This is a genomic window from Amycolatopsis sp. NPDC051102 (genome assembly GCF_040682815.1).
Lineage (GTDB): Bacteria > Actinomycetota > Actinomycetes > Mycobacteriales > Pseudonocardiaceae > Amycolatopsis.
In genome coordinates, this window is record NZ_JBFBBT010000001.1 from 639,186 (window position 1) to 657,003 (window position 17,818).

Below are 17,818 nucleotides of genomic sequence, written 5' to 3' on the forward strand. Positions count from 1 at the left end.
GGTCCGGGACGGTTACTGCGAACCGTGGTTGAAGGTGATCGTGAAGCCGCTGCAGGACGCGCACTGGTACATCGTCTGGTTGCCCGGCTCGGTGTCCTGCTTGGACCAGGCGTAGGCCTTCGGGCAGTGCGCCTTGATCGCGTCGCTGTAGCTCGTGGGGGCGTCGCGGTTCGGGTTGACGCAGTTGATCAGCGCGCCGCCCGGGGAGTACTGCCGGTCTTCGGCCGGGCAGTAGGACAGCAGGCCCTCCGGGCAACCGGCCGTACCGCACGAAGCCGAACCCGGCGGCACGACCGCGTTGACCGGCTCGATCGTGATCGGCAGGGAGAACGCGTTGACGTAGCTGACGTCGTACCACGGCGCGAGGCCGTCGGCGGTGTCGAAGTTGAACTCGGCCAGGCTGGCCGGCTGTTCCCCGGTCGCGCAGTGGTCGGCGTAGACGCCGCAGTCGCCGACCACGCAGTGGAAGTCGCGACCCGAGGTGCCCGTGCACCCTTGCCGGGCGAAGAACTTCCCGCGCCAGTGGCCGGGGAACGAGGTCTCGGGGACCGTGACGGTCGCCGACTGCCCGTCCGCCAGCGTCGGCAGGCTCGCGAAGTTGACCGACTGGTCGGCGTTGACGGTGCTGCCCAGCCAGACGGTTTGGCCGGAGTGGTTCACGAACGTGACGGTGTGGTTGCCCGCCGCCGCGGCGGGTGTCGACGACGTGCTCGCGGTCAGCGCGACCACGATCGCCGCGGCGACGGCGAAGAGGCGCTTGAACATCCGGGTTCGACCTCCGTTCGGTTCCGTGGTTGGGGGAGAGGATCAGCCGGCGGCCCGGTAGGCGACGCCGCTGGCGTTCGGCGTCGTGCCGGTGTAGAGCCCGGTCGGGGTGGTCGACGTCGACAGCGAGAACCAGGCGTAGCGCTCGACGAACGACAGCCCGTTCAGCATCGCCGTGGACCGGCTGACGAAGTCGGCCTGCTCGGCCGCGGACGGGTACCGCGGGGTGGGGCCGGAGAAGTCGGTCAGCGCGTATTCGGTGACCCAGATCGGCAGGTGGTAGCGGTTGTGGACGGCCTGCAGGTAGGACTGCAGCTGCCCGGTCGCGGCGGTCGAGAAGTCCCCGCCGTACCAGTGCAGCGGGATGAAGTCGACGCGGTAGCCGCGCGCGGCCGCGCCGCTCATGAACCGGTCGAGCCAGCCGCCGGGGGTGTCCCCGCCGTAGGCCACCGCCGGTGCGCCCAGCCGCATGCCCGTGGCCTGCAGCTGCGGCCACAGGTCGAGCGCCGTCTCGACCGGCATGTCGGCCTGGCCGGCCAGGTCCGGTTCGTTGAACGCGAGCAGGGTGCTGCCGGCCGCCTTCGCCTGCTGCAGCTGGGCGGCGTTGACGGAGTCGCGGCCCCAGATCATCGGGACGAACTCCGTCCCGGCGGGCGCGGTGATGCCCTGGGGGTCCGACGCCCAGGTGTAGAACCACCGGGCACCGACGTCGCCGAGCGCGGTGGTCACGCCGGAGAAGGCGGCCGCAGTGACGCCCTTCTTGGTGCCGGCCGCCGTCGCCGGGGCGCTCAGGCCCGCGGCGACGGTGACGGCGACGATCACGACGGCCAGGAGTTTCCTGAACTGGTTCATACCACTTCCTCCGGTGCGCCGACGCTGGTCACGAGCGCACGAACGTCCAGGTCACCGGGATGTTGCCCAGACCGGGGTCCGCGAGCTGGGCGAACGCCGGCGCGCTGAGGTCGATGTGCGCGCTGTCGCAGCTCGGGCACTTGTCGACCACGGGCAGGGTGAGGGTCCGCCCGTTGTAGGACACCCGGATGGACACGCCCTGGCACAACGGGTCGTTGTTCGGGTTGGCCGTGGTCCAGTACGCGGCCGGCGCCGCGACGAGCATCTGGGTGGCGGCGTCGATCTGCGTGCCGCAGGCGCCGAAACCGGCGTCGTTGTAGTAGGTGGCGCGCCCGTTGACGGGCTGGTCGAAAGGAATGTCGGCCCAGGCCGTGCCGCTCGTCGTCAGGGGAAGTGCGGCGGCGGTGGCCAGCACGGCGAGAGATTTGATGGTCTTGCGCATTCCGTTCCTTTCCCTGGTGTTCCGGACGTGCTCGGGTGCAGCACGGGCTTCCGGGTTTTCCCTGGTGCCGCGCCAGATAGTACTGCTTCGCGCAATACCCCGCTATGACAAAGAATTGTCCGGACAAGATCGGCTGTCAACGTTGACAACGGGCGGCGAATCAGTCAATTCGAAATCGATTGCCGCGCTCGTCCGGAATTCCTGAAATCGTGGCGTCAGAGGTCGAGGACGATGTCGTCTCGCGGCTGGGCGCAGCAGACGAGTGCTTCGCCGGGCGCCGGGAGTTCGAGCGGGTCGGGGTCGTAGCGCACGTCGCCGGAAAGCACCGGGGTGACGCAGGTGTGGCAGACGCCGGTGCGGCACGACCAGCGCGTCGGCACGTCGCACGCCTCGGCGAACTCGAGCAGGCTCGGGTAGCCGTCGTTCCACGCCGCGGTGAGCCCGCTGCGGGCGAACGTGACCGCGGGTCCCGTCCCCGCGGCACCGGACGGGGGATGCGGGGTCTTCCGGACGACGCCGGTGAGGCCCGGGTTGATCGCGGAGACGCCGCCGAAGAGTTCACTGTGGACACGGCTCGGGTCGAACCCCAGGGACACCAGGGACTCTCGCACCGCCGTCATGAAGGCGTCCGGTCCGCACAGGTAGACGGTGCCGTCGACCGGAAGGTCCGACAGCGTCTCGCGCGTCAGCCGGCCGTGCTCCGCGGTGTAGTGGACGTGCTCGTGGCCGTGCGGAAGGCTCGCCAGCAGGTCGTGCGCCTCTTCGGCGAACGCGTGTTCGGCGGCGGTCCGGGTGGTGTGCAGCCACCAGACCTCCCGGGCGGTCCGGTTCGCGGCGAGGGCGTGCAGCATGGCCAGGACCGGCGTCACACCGATGCCCGCGGACACGAGGACCACGGGGCGGTCGTCGTCGGTCAGGACGAAGTCGCCCCGCGGTGCCGCGACGTCCACGACCGCGCCGGCCGCCAGCCGCGTGTGGAGGTAGCTGCTGACCAGCCCGTCCCGTTTGACACTGATGCGGTACTCGCGGTCCGAAGGCGTTGCCGACAGCGAATAGCTGCGGACCGGTGCCGGGTCGCCGGCGCCGGCCACCCGCAGCGTCAAATACTGGCCCGGCTCGGGCCGGGGGAGCGGCGCGCCGTCCTCGGCGACGAGGTGGAGGGAGGCCACGGTCGTGCTCTCGGCCACCACCCGGGCGACGCGCAGCGGCCGGAAGCCGCGCCAGCCCCGGGGTGCCGGCGGTTCCTGCGCGGCCAGCAGGTCCCGGAACGACCCCTGCCACCCGGGGCTGAGCGCGGGGATGTCGAGGGCCTTGCGCAGCGTGTCCCGGTCGCGGTCCGGCAGGTAGAGGAGTGCGTCGGTGCCGGCGACGCTCAGCTCGTGCCTGCCGGTCCGGGTGCGGACGATCTCGTCGCCGGCCTGGACGTGGCCTTCGGTGACGACCCGCAGGTAGAAGCCGGGCCGGTGGTGCGCCACCAGGAGAGCGGGCATCCGCGGCTCGCCGAGGCGCATCCCGACGCGGAAGCACGTGACGCGTGGCTGGGTGACCTCGAACTCGGCCTCGCCGATGCGGTACCGGTCGCCGATGTGCACCTCGTCGTCGGGCAGGCCGTCGACGGTGAAGTTCTCGCCGAAGTGGCCGTCTTCGAGGTCGTCGCGGCCGAGGAACCGCCGCCAGTGCTCGTAGGACTGGCGCTGGTACACCAGCACCGCGCGGTTCTCGCCGCCGTGGCCGCCCAGGTCGCCCTGGCCGTCGCCGTCGATGTTGAGCCGGCGGACCAGCCGCGGGCCCGTGACGGGGTACTTGAAGATTCCCGTGTGGACGGTCCGGCCCTGCCAGGGCACGTCCCGGGGCAGTCCGACGTTCAGGGACACCAAGCGGGCCATGGCGGTCGCCTCCTCCGGTCCGCGGCGCCCGGCCTTCGACCGGCCGCCGCACACCCCATCGAACACCAGCGGACCCGGGGTGGTGTTCTTCTGCGGCAGAGAAGCCTCACGATCCGGCGGCGAGCTCGCTCACCGGGTCGGGGTGCCCGGGCGTCCAGCCCAGCTCACGCTGGGCTTTGGCCGACGTCAGCTGCTGGTCGAGGGCGAACGCGTCGGCGATCGGGCCCATCTGCTCGCGGGCTTGCTCGAGAGTGACGGAGACGGTCTTCCCGGCCAGTCCGGCGGCGTGCGCGCACGCCTCGGCGACCTCCCTCGCCGTCGGGTTGACCCCGCCCACGCCGAGGTACACCGAGCCCGCCGGAGCCGACAGCGCCGCCGCGTACAGGCGGGCCAGGTCGTCGAGGTGGATCAGGGCCCAGTGGTTGCCACCGTCGCCGATGTACGGGATCGCGCCGCTCTCCCGGCCCGGCCGGACGAAGAACAGGTCGATCAGGCGGTTGTCGCCGCCGAAGAGCAGGCCCGGCTGCACGATCACCGGGCGGCCGCCGCTGCCCGCCCGGGCCAGCACCGCGTCCTCGGCCGCTCGGCGCCACGCCACGATGGCCGGCGGGTTCCACGGGGCGCTCTCGTCCTGGAGGCCGTCGGTGTCGCCGTAGACCCAGCTGCCGCCGGTGTGCACGTAGGTGCCGCCGCCGACGCCGTCCTGCATCGCGGTGGCCGCCGCCAGGTCCTCCTCGCCCGTCGTGGCCTGCGCGAGGTGGATCACGGCTTCCGCGTGCGCGGCCGCGTGGTTGAGCACACCGAGGTCGGTCAGGCCGCCACGCACCGGCGTCGCCCCGGCGGCGGCGACCGCGGCCTCGGCGCGTTCGCTGCGGGCGAGTGCCTCGACGGTGTGCCCGAGCCGCACCAGCTCGCCGATCGTCGCGCGGCCGATGTAGCCCGAACCGCCCGTGAGGAAGATCTTCATCGCTGTCCCTTCGCCGTGTTCCGTTGCTCTTCCACGGTGACCCGGGCACCCGCGGCGCGTCCAAGACCCGTTCCGCGCGCTGTGATGCCCGGGCGGCATCACCGAGCTGCGATGATGGGGCGGACCGGACCGGGAGGTGCGCCGACGTGGACTTCGACCTGCGGAAACTGCGGTACTTCGTGGCGGTCGCCGAAGAGCTGCACTTCGGGCGGGCCGCAGCGCGGCTGCACGTCGCCCAGCCCGCGCTGTCGCGGCAGATCCGCGCCCTGGAGACCGAGCTGAAGACGGCCCTGTTCGTCCGTGACCGCCGCAGCACGGTCCTCACCGCGGCGGGCGAACAGCTCCTGGCGGACGCCCGGGACCTGCTGGCGGCGGCCGAAGCCGTGCACCGCCGGGTCACGGCCGCGGCCGAAGCGACGCCGGTGCTCACGGTCGGGTTCATGCCGGGCATCGTGGTCACGCCGGCGGTGCGGGTGCTGGCCGCCGACCGGCCGGACGTCCGCGTCCGGCTGCTGCGCACCAGCTGGCACGACCAGGTCGAAGTCCTGCACGACGGCCGCGTCGACGTGGGCATCGTCCGGCTGCCGATCGACCGGCGCGGGCTGACCGTCCGGCCGCTGTTCACCGAACCCCGCGTCGTCATGGTGCCCGCCGGCCACCGGCTGGCCGGGAAGGAATCCGTGTCGGTCGCCGAACTCGCCGACGAGCACCTGCTGCAGGACCCCGATGCCGTCCCGGAATGGCGGGACATCGCCCTCGAGCTGCGCGCGGCCGAGCGCCCCGAAGTCCCGCGGATCCACAGCGTCGAAGAGAAACTGGAGCTGGTCGCGGCCGGAGCGGGGATCAGCGTGCTCCCGTTGTCGACGGCGACGTTCTACACCCGCCCGGACATCATCGGCATCCCGGTCGAGGACATCGGGCCGAACCGCGTGTGCCTGGCGTGGCTCGCGTCGCGCCGGTCCTCGCTGATCGACGCGTTCGCCGCCGCGGCCGCGAGCCTGGTGCCCTGAACCCGGCGTTCGGACCGGGGGTGCTCAGCGGCGTGTGGTCCGGACGTCGTCCATGCAGGTCGAGCTCACCGTGAGATCGCGGTACGGATAACCCTCGCGCTCCAGCAGGTCCATCGCCTGCAGCACGGCGTCGTCGTGCGCCCGCTGCGTGGCGTCGTCACCGGCGGCGGCCTCGACCAGGACCCGGAAACTGAACCCGCCCAGGTGCCGGCTGTAGGTCAGGGTGCCCGTCTCGGCGAAGGACAGGCCGGAAAGGGTGTCGTCGCCGGCGTTGGCCAGGAGCTTCTCGCGGACGGCTCCGCTCGGCCGGTCGAACTTGCCCCGGACGAGCACGCGGTAGGTCGGCATGCGCGTCACGGTACCGATGCGCCGACCGGGAGCGAACCGGTTTTCTCCGGTGCCGGCGAACCTAGCAGACATATGATGTCTTGCCCAATATGCGACGCAGTCATCATACGGAAAACTACTGCAAGTAGTCACAGGTGACTTGTCGTTCAAGTTTCCGCCGTGTTACCCACTGACTCTGGACAATCCTCGATCCGGCGCGTAGCCATACATATGTTGTCTGCGTCGGATGAGAGGTGGCCACGTTGGCCGAAGTGATCAGCGCCATCGACGCCGTGGACGTGCGCTTCCCGACTTCGCTGAGCCTGGACGGGTCGGACGCGATGAACCCGGAACCCGACTACTCGGCCGCGTACGTGACCATCCGCACGAGCGACGGCGACGAGGGTTACGGGCTCGCCTTCACCGTCGGCCGCGGCAACGACGTCGAGGTCGCCGCCGTGCGGGCGCTCGTGCCCCTGGTCGCCGGGATGCCCGTGGCCGACGCGCTTTCCGACCTCGGTGCCTTCTCGCGTCGCCTGACCGGCGACAGCCAGCTGCGGTGGCTGGGCCCGGACAAGGGCGCCATCCACATGGCCGCCGCCGCGATCGTCAACGCGGCCTGGGATCTCCGGGCGCGCCGCGAAGGCAAGCCGGTCTGGCGGCTGCTGGCCGAAATGCCGCCGGAGGAGCTGGTCGGCCTCGTCGACTTCCGGTACCTCCAGGACGCCCTGACCCGCGAGGAAGCCCTCGGCATCCTCCGCCGCGCCGAACCGGGCCGCGCGGCCCGCCAGGCCGAGCTGCTCGAATCCGGCTTTCCCGCCTACACCACCACTCCCGGCTGGCTCGGGTACTCGCCGCAGAAGCTGGCGGCGCTCGCCGCGGAGGCGGTCCGGGACGGCTTCACCCAGATCAAGCTCAAGGTCGGCGCCGACCTCGACGACGACGTCCGCCGGCTGCGGCTCGCGCGGGACGTCGTCGGGCCGGACGTGCGGATCGCCATCGACGCCAACCAGGCGTGGGGCGTCGGCCAGGCCATCGAGTGGCTGCGCCCGCTGGCGGAGTTCGACCCGTACTGGATCGAGGAGCCGACCTCGCCCGACGACGTGCTCGGCCACGCGGCGATCCGCCGGGCGGTCGCGCCGATCAAGGTGGCCACCGGCGAGCACACCCCCAACGCCGTGGTGTTCAAGCAGCTGCTGCAGGCGGAGGCGATCGACGTCCTCCAGCTCGACGCGAGCCGGGTCGCCGGGGTCACCGAGAACATCGCGATCCTGTTGCTGGCCGCGAAGTTCGGCGTCCCGGTGTGCCCGCACGCCGGCGGCGTCGGGCTCTGCGAGATGGTGCAGCACCTGGCGATGTTCGACTTCGTCGCGGTGAGCGGCACCCAGACCGACCGGGTCATCGAGTACGTGGACCACCTGCACGAGCACTTCGTCGATCCGGTGCGGATCGAGCGGGGCCGCTACCTGGCGCCGCGGGAACCGGGGATCGGGGCGCGGTTGCACCCCGAGTCCGTGGCGCGGCACCGGTTCCCCGACGGCCCGGCCTGGCAGCGCGACGCGGTGGTGGTCGCGTGACCGGCGGGGCGCCCGGCGGCTCGGTGCGGTGCACGGGTCACGGTTTCCGACAACGAGGAGAGGTCATGAAGTTCCAGCACCTGCGCGCCGCCGCTGTCGTCACAGCCGGTGTCCTGACCGCGGCCGCACTGGCCGGCTGCAGCGGTGGCGGCTCGACCACCGCTTCCGGCGGCAAAACCGTCGTGGGGGTCGACTACCCACGCTCGGACACCGACTTCTGGAACGCCTACATCAAGTACGTGCCCCAGTTCGCCGGGCAGTTCGGCCTCGACCTCAAGACCACCAGCTCGCAGAACGACGTGGCCAACCTGACGGCCAACGTGCAGACGATGATCAGCCAGGGCGTCAAGGGCGTGGTGATGGCCCCGCAGGACACCGCGGCGATCATCCCGACCCTGCAGCAGCTCGCGACGAAGAAGATCCCGGTCGTGTCCGTCGACACCCGGCCCGACCAGGGCAACGTCTACATGGTCGTGCGGGCCGACAACCGCGCCTACGGCGAGAAGGCCTGCCAGTTCCTCGGCACCAAGCTCGGCGGCAAGGGCAAGGTCGTCATGCTGCAGGGCGACCTCGCGTCGATCAACGGCCGCGACCGCACCGAAGCCTTCAACGACTGCATGAAGAAGAACTTCCCGGGTATCACCGTCTTCGGCGAGGCCACCAACTGGGACGCCAACACCGCGGCCCAGAAGCTGCAGACCCGGCTGACGGCGAACCCGGACATCAAGGGCGTCTACATGCAGTCCAGTTTCGCGCTGTCCGGCACGTTGCAGCTGCTCAAGCAGCGCGGCCTGGCGGTTCCGGCGAGCGACCCGAAGCACGTGTTCATCGTGTCCAACGACGGCATCCCGGAGGAACTGGCCAAGATCCGGGCGGGCGAGATGGACGCGACCGTGTCCCAGCCCGCGGACCTCTTCGCCAAGTACGCCCTGCAGTACGTCAAGGACGCGATCGCCGGCAAAACGCCGACGGTGGGCAAGACCGCCCACGACAGCACCATCATCCAGGTCCGCGACGGCCTGATGGAGGACCAGCTGGCCGCGCCGCTGGTCACCGCGGACGGCGCCACGTTCGGCCCGGTGAGCAGCGTCAAGGTCGACGACCAGTCCCTGTGGGGCAACAGCAAGAGCTGACGGCCCGCCGAAAGGAAGCGAACATGAGCACCGTGCCGGTCGTCGAGGCCCGTCACGTGGTCAAGCGCTACGGCGCCACGGTCGCGCTGGACGAAGCCGACCTGACCGTCCTGCCCGGGCAGACGCACGCGCTCGTCGGCCGCAACGGCGCCGGCAAGTCGACCCTGGTGTCCGTCCTCACCGGACTGACCGCGCCGGACGCCGGAACCGTGCGGCTGAACGGGGAACCGGCACCGGCCCTGCCCGACCGCGACGCCTGGCGGGCGCGGGTGGCGTGCGTGTACCAGCGGTCGACGATCATCCCCGAGCTGTCGGTGGCGGAGAACCTGTTCCTCAACCGGCAGGAGACCCGCGGCGGGTTCGTCCGCTGGGCCGCGCTGCGCCGCTCGGCGGCCGAACTGCTCGAGCGCTGGTCGGTGGAGGTCGACGTGCACCGGCCGGCGCGGGAGCTGAGCGTGGCGCAGCGGCAGTTCGTCGAGATCGCGCGGGCCCTGTCGTTCGGCGCCCGGTTCGTCATCCTCGACGAGCCGACCGCGCAGCTCGACGGCGCCGCCATCACCCGGCTGTTCGGGCACATCGCCGAGCTGCAGCGCCAAGGCGTCACCTTCCTGTTCATCAGCCACCACCTGCAGGAGGTGTACGAAATCTGCGACACGGTCACGGTGTACCGGGACGCCCGGCACGTCCTCACCGCGCCGGTCGCCGAACTGCCGAAGGCCGACCTCGTGGCCGCGATGACCGGCGAAAACGGCGTCGCGGCGCAGGAGCGGGCGTCGTCGGCCCGGCACGGCGCCGAACCCGTGCTGCGGGTGGCCGGGCTGAGCCTGGCGCCGTTCTACGCGGACGTTTCGTTCGACATCGCGCCCGGCGAGATCGTCGGGCTGGCCGGGGCGGGCGGCAGCGGCAAGACCGAGCTGGCCGAGTCGCTGGCCGGGCTGCGCAAGCCTGCCGCCGGCACGGTCTTCGTCGGGGACCGGCGGCCGCGGCCGGGCGACGTCCCGTCCGCGCTGGCCGCGGGCGTCGGGTTCGTCCCGGAAGACCGCCACCACCAGGGTTTCGTGCCGGAGATGTCCATTGCGGACAACACCACGATGAGCGTCATGGACCGGCTCGGCCCCGGCATCTTCGTCCGGTCCGGCCTGCGCGACCGGCTCGCCGGGAAGCTGATCACGCGGCTGGCGGTGAAGACCCCCGGCCCGGAACTGCCGGTGTCGGCGCTGTCCGGCGGCAACCAGCAGAAGGTCGTCATGGCCAGGGCACTGGCGGGCGACCCGCGCCTGCTCGTGCTGATCACCCCCACCGCCGGGGTCGACGTGCGGTCGAAGGAGTTCCTCCTGGACAAGGTCGCGGAGGCCGCCGCGGCGGGCACCGCGGTGCTGATCGCCTCGGACGAACTGGACGACCTGCGCGTGTGCGACCGGCTGCTGGTCGTGGTGCACGGCCGGCTCACCACCGAAATCCCCGCCGGCCGGCCGGACCGCGAGGTCGTGGCCGCCATGGAAGGAGTCGACCTCGATGCCTGAAAGCCCCGTCGCGGTGGACGTCCCGCCGCGGACCGGACCCGGCACCGACCGGCCGCCGCGGCGGATCGCCCTGGCCCGCCTGCGCGACTTCGCGCTCGTGCCGGGAATCATCGCGATCGCCGTCGTCGGCCAGCTGGTGAACCCGGTGTTCCTCCAGTACGACAACGTGATCAACATCCTGCAGACGATGTCGGAGATCGCGCTGCTGGTGCTCGCCCAGACGATGGTCCTGGTCGTGGGCAAGATGGACCTTTCGCTGGAATCGACCTTCGGGCTCGCGCCCGGCGTGGCGGCCTGGCTGACGATCGGCGGCGGGCATTCACTGGGCCTGCTGCCGTCCTGGACCGCAGTGCCGGTGGTGCTGGCCGTCGGCGTGCTGGTCGGGGCGGTGAATGCGCTGCTGATCGTCCGGTTCGGGCTGAGCGGGTTCGTCGTCACCCTCGGCATGCTGATCGTGCTGCGCGGCCTGCTGACCGGGATCTCCGGTGGCCAGACGTTCTTCGGCCTGCCCGATTCGCTGCTCTACCTCGGCACGACGCTGTGGGCCGGGATCCCGGCGTCGATCTGGATCTGCGTGCTGCTGTTCGCCGGCGGGATCGTCTTGCTCGGCTACACCCGGTTCGGGCGCAGCCTGTACGCGATCGGCGGGAACGAGGACGCGGCGAAGGCCGCGGGCATCCGGACCGACCGCATCGTGTGGATCGTGCTGATCGGCGCGAGCGTGCTGGCCGCGCTGGGCGGGCTGCTGCTTTCCGGGCGGCTCGCGTCGGTGGCCGCGGCGCAGGGCAACGGCTACATCTTCACGGTGTTCGCCGCGGCGGTGATCGGCGGGGTGAGCCTCAACGGCGGCCGCGGCACGCTCTTCGGCGCCTTCACCGGCATCCTGCTGCTGTACATGATCCAGAACGTGCTGACCCTCGCCGGGGTGCCCGCCCAGTGGATCGGCGCGCTCAACGGCGCGATCATCCTTGTCGCGCTGGTGATGTCCCGCATCACCAGCGGGAAGCGGCAGACCTGACGGCGGCCGGGGACGGCACCCCGTCACCCGAGGTCGGCGTCGAGCTCCCGGACGTCGGCCAGATGCGCACGCAGCCAGCGTTCGGAGGTGTCGACGTGCATCAGCGCGGCGGCGGTGGCGACCGCCGGGTCGCGGCCGGCCAGCGCGTCGTAGATCGCTTGGTGCTGCGACAGCGTCACGTGCGTCGCGCCGCGCTCGACCGTCCCGCGCCAGATCCTGGCGCGCAGCGTGCGCGAGGAGATCCCGTCGAGCAGCGCGGTCAGGGTTTCGTTGCCGGCCGCGCTGACGACCGCCCGGTGGAAGGCGGCGTCGAGCACGGTGAGGCGTTCGACGTCCTCGATGGCTTCGTGCATCGCGTCGAGCAGCTCGCCCACCGTCCGCAGTTCCGCTTCGGTGATCCGGGTGGCGGCCAGCCCGGTGGCGGCGGGCTCCAGGAGCCGGCGCACCTCGGTCAGTTCCAGGACGCTGCCGCCCTGCATGAGCGCCACGGCGTTGCCGAGGCCTTCCAGCAGCAGGCTCGGTGCGAGGCTGGTGACGTACGTACCGTCGCCGCGGCGGACTTCGAGGACGCGGGCCAGCGCCAGCGCCTTCACGGCTTCCCGCGTGGGGCTGCGGGAGATCCCGAGCTCGGTGGCGAGCTCGTGTTCGGGAGGCAGCTTGGCGCCCGCGGGGAACCGGCCGGACCGGACGAACTCCCGGATCCGGTCGATCGCTTCGTCGGTCAACGACCTCGCCATGACGCTCCTGTTCGCTCAACTCAGGAGGTTATTTTACCAGTCGTATGATGTATGTCCGGCCGTTGTCCGGCTTTCGGGGTGTTGCCGGCGGAGACGTCGCCAAGACGTGTGATGTCTCGGTGCTGCTCGTCAGGAAAGAGTGTCGCGCAACAGGCGCGCTGCCACCGCGGCTCCGTCGGTGCGGATCTTCTCGCCCATGGCCTTCGCCCGGTCCCGGGTTTCCTGCGTCATGACTTCCTCGAACGCCGCCGTCAGGGACGCCGGCGTCGTCGTCGGGCCGTCCAGGGCCGCGCCGATCCCGTGGGCCGCCACCTGGCCCGCCCAGTACGGGTTGTCCGCCAGCCGGATCGGGACCACCAGCTGCGGGATGCCCGCCCGGGCGGCCGTCTGCGTCGTGCCCGCGCCGCCGTGGTGGATCACCGCTGCCAGCTCCTGGAACAGGCGCTGGTGGTTCACCTCGCCGATCGCGAAGCAGCCGGCTTCGCCGTCGAGCAGGTCCAGGTCGGCCCAGCCGCGGGAGACGATCACGCGATGTCCGCCGGCCCGGCTGGTCTCGACCGCCCAGCGGGCGATGTCCGGTGCCGGGCTGATGCTGCCGAAGCCCACGTAGACCGGTGGCGGGCCCGCGGCCAGGAACGCCGTCAGCTCGGCCGGCAGCGGACGCTCGTCCGGCTGGGTCCACGCGCCGGTCTGGACCACGTCGAGGCCGGGTGCCGCCCGCCACGGTCCCAGGACCGGATCCGCGGCCAGCCACGGCCGGTCCGAATAGACGTGGTCGCGCACGCCGGTCACCGGGGGCAGGCCGCGCCCGGCGCGATGTTCGTTGAGCGGCTCGCGGAACTGGGCGTCGACCAGGCGGGCGTCGTGCTCCCACCGCGCCGCATTGCCGGCCTCCGCCGGTTCCGGCCAGCCCGGGCGCGGGGGCGGCGCGTGGTGCGGGGAGGGCAGGTTGACCGCCGCATACGTCACGTACACGTAGGGGATGCCCGCCGCCTCGGCCACCGACCGCGCGGCGACCTGCGCCCGACCGGCCGCGACCACGGCGCCGCACCCCTCGGCGGCCGCCGGGAGGACGTCGAACTGCGCGTCGAGCAGCTCGGTGCGGTAGCGGGCCAGCTCCGCCGCCGGCGGCGGGGTCTTGCCGCGCATCAACGCCCGCACCGGCGGCCCGGCCGGCACCGCGTCGATCCCGAGGCCGGCGAGGCGCTCGGCGAACTCCTCGTCCGGCGGGGTGCACATCCGCACGCCGACGCCGAGCGCCCGCAGCTGCACCGCCAAGGCCACCAGCGGTTCGACGTCGCCGCGGGTTCCGTACGTCGTCAGCAGCACCTGCATCCGCGTTCCTCCGCTCACCGGGCGGCGTAGAAGCCGACCGGCATCGTGACGTCCGCGCTCGAGGCGCCGCACTCCAGCATCCACAGCGCCGCCGCCGGCCCGAGTTCGCGGCCCAGCACGCCGAGCGCGCCGGGATCGGGGGCCACCGCCCGCGCCAGCTCCACCCCGCGCGCGAACGCGGCCGGGTCCCAGCCGTCCGGATTGCCGTCACCGAGTGAACGCGCGCCTTCGGCCAGCGTCCGGACCGGCAACGGCTCGGGCACGCCGAGCAGGCCGTGGGTGCGTTCGCCCACCAGGACGCCCATCCAGCGCGAACTTTCCGGGGTGGGCCGGGGACCGGTCCACCGGGGCCGCCCGTCCAGGTCCGGGAGCTTCGCCGGGGCTCCCGAGCGCGCCCACCGGCCCGCCCACTCGACGGCCAGGCCGGGGGCGCTGCGGGTGGCGGGGTTGTGGAACCGGGCCATGTCCCACCGGTTGCCGACCGCGACCGCGGCCAGGTCGCGGTGCGGCCAGACCCGCGCCTCCCACCAGAACCCCCACGGGAACGCCGCGGTGTGCCCCCACCACCAGTCCTCGCCGAGCTCCGGGTCGGCGAGTTCGAGCGTCAGGCCGGAAAACGAGCGGACGCCGTTCGGGCTCGGCCGCGCCGCGCGCGGGGTCGCCATGGCCGTGAGCGAGTCCGGCCCGACCAGGCCCCGGTCGCCCCGGGCGGTGCGCAGCAGGGACTGCAGCAGCCGCGCGAAGTCCGCGGCGCTGGTGTGCATCCCGACTCCGGGATAGGCCGACGTCCGCAGCGGCGGGCTCGGCAGGCACCAGTCGCCGAACGCCATGTACCCGGTCGCGCCGGCCGGGGTTCCCGTGCCGTCGTCGATGCTCGTGTCCGCCATCCCGGCCGGCGCGAACACCTCCCGGGCGACGCGGGCGCCGTACGGCTCGCCGGTCAGGTGCTCGACCACGCCGCCGAGCACCCCGACGCCGAAGCTCGAGTACGAATACGCCCCCGGGGCCGTCACCAGCGGCAGCACTCCGCCGTACTCGACGGCGCGGCCGACTGCGTGCCGGCGCCGGACGTAGTCCAGGATCGGTTCGGCCGGCGCGGCGGGCGCGACGGCGGTGACGATGTCGCTGTAGTAGCCACCCTGGTGGGCGGCCAGCATGGCGGTGCTGACCGGTACTGCGCCGGGGCCGCGCAGCCCGGCCGGCAGCACCTGGTCGACCGGCGTGTCCAGGCCCGCCATCCCCGCCTCGACCAGCTGCAGGAAAGCCAGCCCGGTGACGGGTTTGGTGAGCGACCCCGCCGGCGCGACGGTCCCGGCGGTCATCGGCGTGCCCGCGGCGAGGTCCGCGAACCCCGTCGCGGCCGTCCGCAGCTCGTCGCTCGTCGCCACCACGACGGCGACGCCGGGGGTGCCGGTGACCGCGGCCAGCCGGGGCAGGACGGCGTCGAGCGCCGCCACCACGTCGTCGAGCATGCTCACCCTTCGGTGGTGTTGTAGTTGACGATCCGCTCCACCATCAGGGCGCGCGCCCCGGCCAGCGGGCTGTCCGCGTCCCGCCGGGCCACGTCCGGCAGCCGGTGGGCCTCCGCCGCGGCGACCGCCACGATGCCCCAGAGCGCGTTGAACCCCGCCGGGTCGGCGGGTTTTTCCGCGGCGGCTTCGACGGTGACGGTGCCGTCGGTGCCGTTCACGGTGAGCGCGCCCATCTGCCGCAGCACGCCGGGATCCCGCTCCCGCGCGGCCACCACGCTCCAGCCGGCCACCTTCGTCTCCCGCAGCGCGGCGAGCAGGCTGCCGACGTCGCTGACGACGATGTCCGGCAGCACGAGGGCCACCGGCCCCTGCGTCATCGGCAGGGCGCACCGGATCGCGCCGTCGAGCCCCGGTTCGGTCTCGCCGTCCTGGTAGACGAAGACCAGCTGGAAGGTCCCGGCGTAGCGCGCCAGGTACTTCACCGTGTCGAGCTTGTGCGTCCCGAACACGACGACCACGCGCACGTCGAGGCCGCTCTTCACCAGCTCGACCGCGGCCTCCAGGCTGCGGTCCAGCACGGTGACCCCGGGCGCCAGGCAGTGCAGCTCCTTCGAGTACGGCGCTCCGAACCGCGTGCCGAACCCGGCGCAGGGCAGGATGATCGAGACGTCGGGGGCGGTCACCGCAGCGACACCTCCAGCGCGACCCGGTGGCGGGCCCGGGGCAACGGCACCCAGGCCGGCTCGCCGACCGGCCGCACCGCCGGGAACCGGTCGAACAGGCTGCGCAGCGCCACTTCGGCCTCTACCTTCGCCAGGGCGACGCCGAGGCAGAAGTGCGGTCCCCAGCCGAACCCGACGCTGCCTTCGCGGCCGCCGTGCTCGGCCTGCCGCCGCACGTCGGCGTGGCGCGGGCAGCCGAACTGGGCCGGGTCGCGGTTGGCCGCGCCGAGCACCGCCTGCACCGCGTCGCCCGCCCGGATCCGGACCCCGCCCACCGTCAGATCCGTTGCGGCGTAACGCAACCGCGCCAGCTGGACCGGGCCGTCGGTGCGGACCAGCTCGCGCACGGCGGCCGGCCACAGCTCCGGCTCCGCGCGCAGCAGCTCCCGCTGGGCGGGGTCGCGCATCAGCGCGAGCGCCGCGTTGGACAGCATGTGCGCCATCGTCTCGTGCCCGGCGAGCACCAGGAACACCACGAGCGCCACGGCGTCGACGTCGGTCAGGTCGTCCTGGGCGACGACCTCGCTGAGCAGGTCGTCGCGCGGCTCGGCCCGCCGCCGGTCGACCAGCGCGTGGCAGTAGGCGAACATCTCGCCCAGCGTCGGCGTGATCCGCGCCGGATCGCCGTCGACGAGCACCTTGCCCCAGCGCCACCAGTCCGCCCAGTCCCGCTCGGGGACGCCGACCAGTTCGCAGACCACGGCCATGGCCAGCGGGTACGCGTACTCGTCGAGCAGGTTCGCCGTCTCGCCCAGCCCGTCGAGCAGCTCGTCGACGATCTCCTGCACCCGCGGGCGCAGGGTGGCCACGCGTGCCGCGCCGAACGCGTGGCTGATGCTGCGGCGCAGCCGGGTGTGCTCGGCGCCGTCGAGGCTGAGCAGGCTCGCCCGCAGGTACGGCAGGTGCTCCGGCGGCGTGCCCAGCGCGAGGAACGTCTCCTCCTGCGTCTGCGCGCCCTGCCCCGGCAGGCCGGTGGGGTCGTTGCGCACGGCCGGATCGGACAGCACCGCGCGGACGGCGTCGCTGCCGGTGACCAGCCAGCCTTCCGCGCCGTTCGGCAGCCGGGCCCAGCACACCGGGGACTCGGCGAGCACGCGGTCGTACCCGCCCATCGGATCGTCGAGGACGGCCGGATCGCGGACGTCCACCACGGGTTCGGGGGACATGGTGCTCCTCAGCCCTTGAGCGGTCCGCCGTTGATGGCGACGCGGTGGCCGAAGCGGGTGTGCGGGTAGTAGTCGTAGACGGCGTGGTGCTGGACGCAGCGGTTGTCCCAGAACACCAGCGTGTCCGGCTCCCACCGCACCCGGCAGGCGAGCATCGGCCGGTTCGGCACGACCGAGAACAGCAGGTCGAGCACGGCCTGGCTCTCGTCGGCCGACAGCTGCGGGATGCGGGAGGTGTAGGCCGGGTTGACGTACAGCAGCGGCCGGTCGGTCTCCGGGTGCCGCACGACCACGGGGTGCTCGCTGACCGGCGGCTCGTAGCCCGCCGGGATCTTGTGGCCGCGGAAGGCGTGCGCGCCGTCGTGGATCGCGGTCAGCCCGGTCAGCAGCTCCTTCAGCTTCGGCGACAGCATGTCGTAGGCGAGGTGCATGTTCGCGAAGAGCGTGTCGCCGCCGCTGCCCGGGTCGGGCATCCGCGTGATGTGGAGCATCGAGCCCAGTGACGGCTCTTCGTCGGCGGTGCCGTCGGCGTGCCAGCCGTTGCCGAACACGGTGGCCGACTCCGGGGCGGTCGCGACCTCGAGGATGTACGGGTCGCCGTGCTCGGGCGGCGGGTTCACCGGGCGCAGCTCGCCGAAGCTCGCGGCGAGCCGCTTGTGGTCCTCGACCGTGATGTCCTGGTCGCGGAACACCAGCACGTGGTGGTCCAGGAAGGCCGTCTTCAGCTCGGTGAGCTGCTCCTCGGTCAGTTCGCGGGTGAGGTCGAGGCCGGTGACCTCGGCGCCGAGCACCGGGGTCAGGCCCCGCACCGCCAGGGTCCGGTAGTCCCGCGCCGGCCGCGTCGTGATCCGCTTGACGGCGTCGAGTTCGTACTGCTCCATGGTTT

Annotated in this window: 17 protein-coding genes; 5 read left to right on the forward strand and 12 right to left on the reverse strand. The window is 72.4% G+C overall.

Annotation, left to right across the window (positions count from 1 at the left end; all coding sequences use genetic code 11):
• Window positions 1-12: 12 nt before the first annotated feature.
• The 5 genes from AB0M93_RS02765 to AB0M93_RS02785 all read right to left on the reverse strand — a co-directional run bounded on the left by AB0M93_RS02765 (window position 13) and on the right by AB0M93_RS02785 (window position 4,912).
• Window positions 13-765, reverse strand: a complete 753-nt coding sequence (locus tag AB0M93_RS02765) for a thaumatin family protein (protein ID WP_364267663.1) — start codon at window positions 763-765, stop codon at window positions 13-15.
• A gap of 42 nt (window positions 766-807) precedes the next feature.
• Window positions 808-1,617, reverse strand: coding sequence for a glycoside hydrolase family protein (locus tag AB0M93_RS02770; RefSeq protein ID WP_364267665.1), 810 nt, complete (start codon window positions 1,615-1,617; stop codon window positions 808-810).
• A gap of 28 nt (window positions 1,618-1,645) precedes the next feature.
• Window positions 1,646-2,059 (reverse strand): cysteine/serine endopeptidase inhibitor, encoded by a 414-nt coding sequence (locus AB0M93_RS02775; protein ID WP_364267667.1) that lies wholly within the window; start codon window positions 2,057-2,059, stop codon window positions 1,646-1,648.
• A 215-nt stretch (window positions 2,060-2,274) separates the two neighbouring features.
• Window positions 2,275-3,945 carry an MOSC and FAD-binding oxidoreductase domain-containing protein gene (locus AB0M93_RS02780; protein WP_364267669.1) on the reverse strand — a complete coding sequence of 557 codons (1,671 nt, stop codon included), beginning with the start codon at window positions 3,943-3,945 and terminating at the stop codon, window positions 2,275-2,277.
• A gap of 106 nt (window positions 3,946-4,051) precedes the next feature.
• On the reverse strand, window positions 4,052-4,912 hold the full coding sequence (locus AB0M93_RS02785; RefSeq protein WP_364267671.1) for an NAD-dependent epimerase/dehydratase family protein: 861 nt from the start codon (window positions 4,910-4,912) through the stop codon (window positions 4,052-4,054).
• 146 nt (window positions 4,913-5,058) lie between these two features.
• On the opposite strand from AB0M93_RS02785, the gene AB0M93_RS02790 reads away from it, so the two are divergent.
• Entirely contained in the window at window positions 5,059-5,922 is an 864-nt protein-coding gene (locus AB0M93_RS02790) for a LysR substrate-binding domain-containing protein (RefSeq protein WP_364267673.1), read from the forward strand.
• A gap of 24 nt (window positions 5,923-5,946) precedes the next feature.
• On the opposite strand, the gene AB0M93_RS02795 is transcribed toward AB0M93_RS02790, so the two are convergent.
• Window positions 5,947-6,270 (reverse strand): DUF6204 family protein, encoded by a 324-nt coding sequence (locus tag AB0M93_RS02795; protein ID WP_364267675.1) that lies wholly within the window; start codon window positions 6,268-6,270, stop codon window positions 5,947-5,949.
• A 242-nt stretch (window positions 6,271-6,512) separates the two neighbouring features.
• On the opposite strand from AB0M93_RS02795, the gene AB0M93_RS02800 reads away from it, so the two are divergent.
• The 4 genes from AB0M93_RS02800 to AB0M93_RS02815 all read left to right on the forward strand — a co-directional run bounded on the left by AB0M93_RS02800 (window position 6,513) and on the right by AB0M93_RS02815 (window position 11,500).
• Window positions 6,513-7,826, forward strand: a complete 1,314-nt coding sequence (locus AB0M93_RS02800; protein ID WP_364267677.1) for an enolase C-terminal domain-like protein — start codon at window positions 6,513-6,515, stop codon at window positions 7,824-7,826.
• A 65-nt stretch (window positions 7,827-7,891) separates the two neighbouring features.
• Window positions 7,892-8,959 carry a sugar ABC transporter substrate-binding protein gene (locus AB0M93_RS02805; protein WP_364267679.1) on the forward strand — a complete coding sequence of 356 codons (1,068 nt, stop codon included), beginning with the start codon at window positions 7,892-7,894 and terminating at the stop codon, window positions 8,957-8,959.
• Window positions 8,960-8,982: 23 nt separating this feature from the next.
• A complete protein-coding gene (locus AB0M93_RS02810; RefSeq protein WP_364267681.1) occupies window positions 8,983-10,482 on the forward strand; it encodes a sugar ABC transporter ATP-binding protein in 1,500 nt (499 codons plus the stop codon).
• Window positions 10,475-11,500: an ABC transporter permease gene (locus AB0M93_RS02815; protein WP_364267683.1), complete on the forward strand. Its 1,026-nt coding sequence runs from the start codon at window positions 10,475-10,477 to the stop codon at window positions 11,498-11,500. The genes AB0M93_RS02810 and AB0M93_RS02815 overlap by 8 nt, the downstream gene beginning before the upstream one ends.
• 23 nt (window positions 11,501-11,523) lie before the next feature.
• Here the strand turns inward: AB0M93_RS02815 and AB0M93_RS02820 are convergent, their stop codons facing one another.
• The 6 genes from AB0M93_RS02820 to AB0M93_RS02845 form a co-directional block, all read right to left on the reverse strand.
• A complete protein-coding gene (locus AB0M93_RS02820; RefSeq protein ID WP_364267685.1) occupies window positions 11,524-12,237 on the reverse strand; it encodes a FadR/GntR family transcriptional regulator in 714 nt (237 codons plus the stop codon).
• A gap of 129 nt (window positions 12,238-12,366) precedes the next feature.
• Window positions 12,367-13,572, reverse strand: coding sequence for a glycosyltransferase (locus tag AB0M93_RS02825; RefSeq protein ID WP_364267687.1), 1,206 nt, complete (start codon window positions 13,570-13,572; stop codon window positions 12,367-12,369).
• A 14-nt stretch (window positions 13,573-13,586) separates the two neighbouring features.
• Window positions 13,587-15,044 carry a serine hydrolase domain-containing protein gene (locus AB0M93_RS02830; RefSeq protein WP_364268905.1) on the reverse strand — a complete coding sequence of 486 codons (1,458 nt, stop codon included), beginning with the start codon at window positions 15,042-15,044 and terminating at the stop codon, window positions 13,587-13,589.
• Window positions 15,045-15,046: 2 nt separating this feature from the next.
• Window positions 15,047-15,727: a hypothetical protein gene (locus AB0M93_RS02835; RefSeq protein WP_364267689.1), complete on the reverse strand. Its 681-nt coding sequence runs from the start codon at window positions 15,725-15,727 to the stop codon at window positions 15,047-15,049.
• Window positions 15,724-16,932, reverse strand: coding sequence for a cytochrome P450 (locus tag AB0M93_RS02840; RefSeq protein ID WP_364267691.1), 1,209 nt, complete (start codon window positions 16,930-16,932; stop codon window positions 15,724-15,726). Before AB0M93_RS02840 ends, AB0M93_RS02835 begins: the two co-directional genes overlap by 4 nt.
• A gap of 8 nt (window positions 16,933-16,940) precedes the next feature.
• Window positions 16,941-17,813, reverse strand: coding sequence for a TauD/TfdA family dioxygenase (locus tag AB0M93_RS02845; protein ID WP_364267693.1), 873 nt, complete (start codon window positions 17,811-17,813; stop codon window positions 16,941-16,943).
• Window positions 17,814-17,818 lie beyond the last annotated feature (5 nt).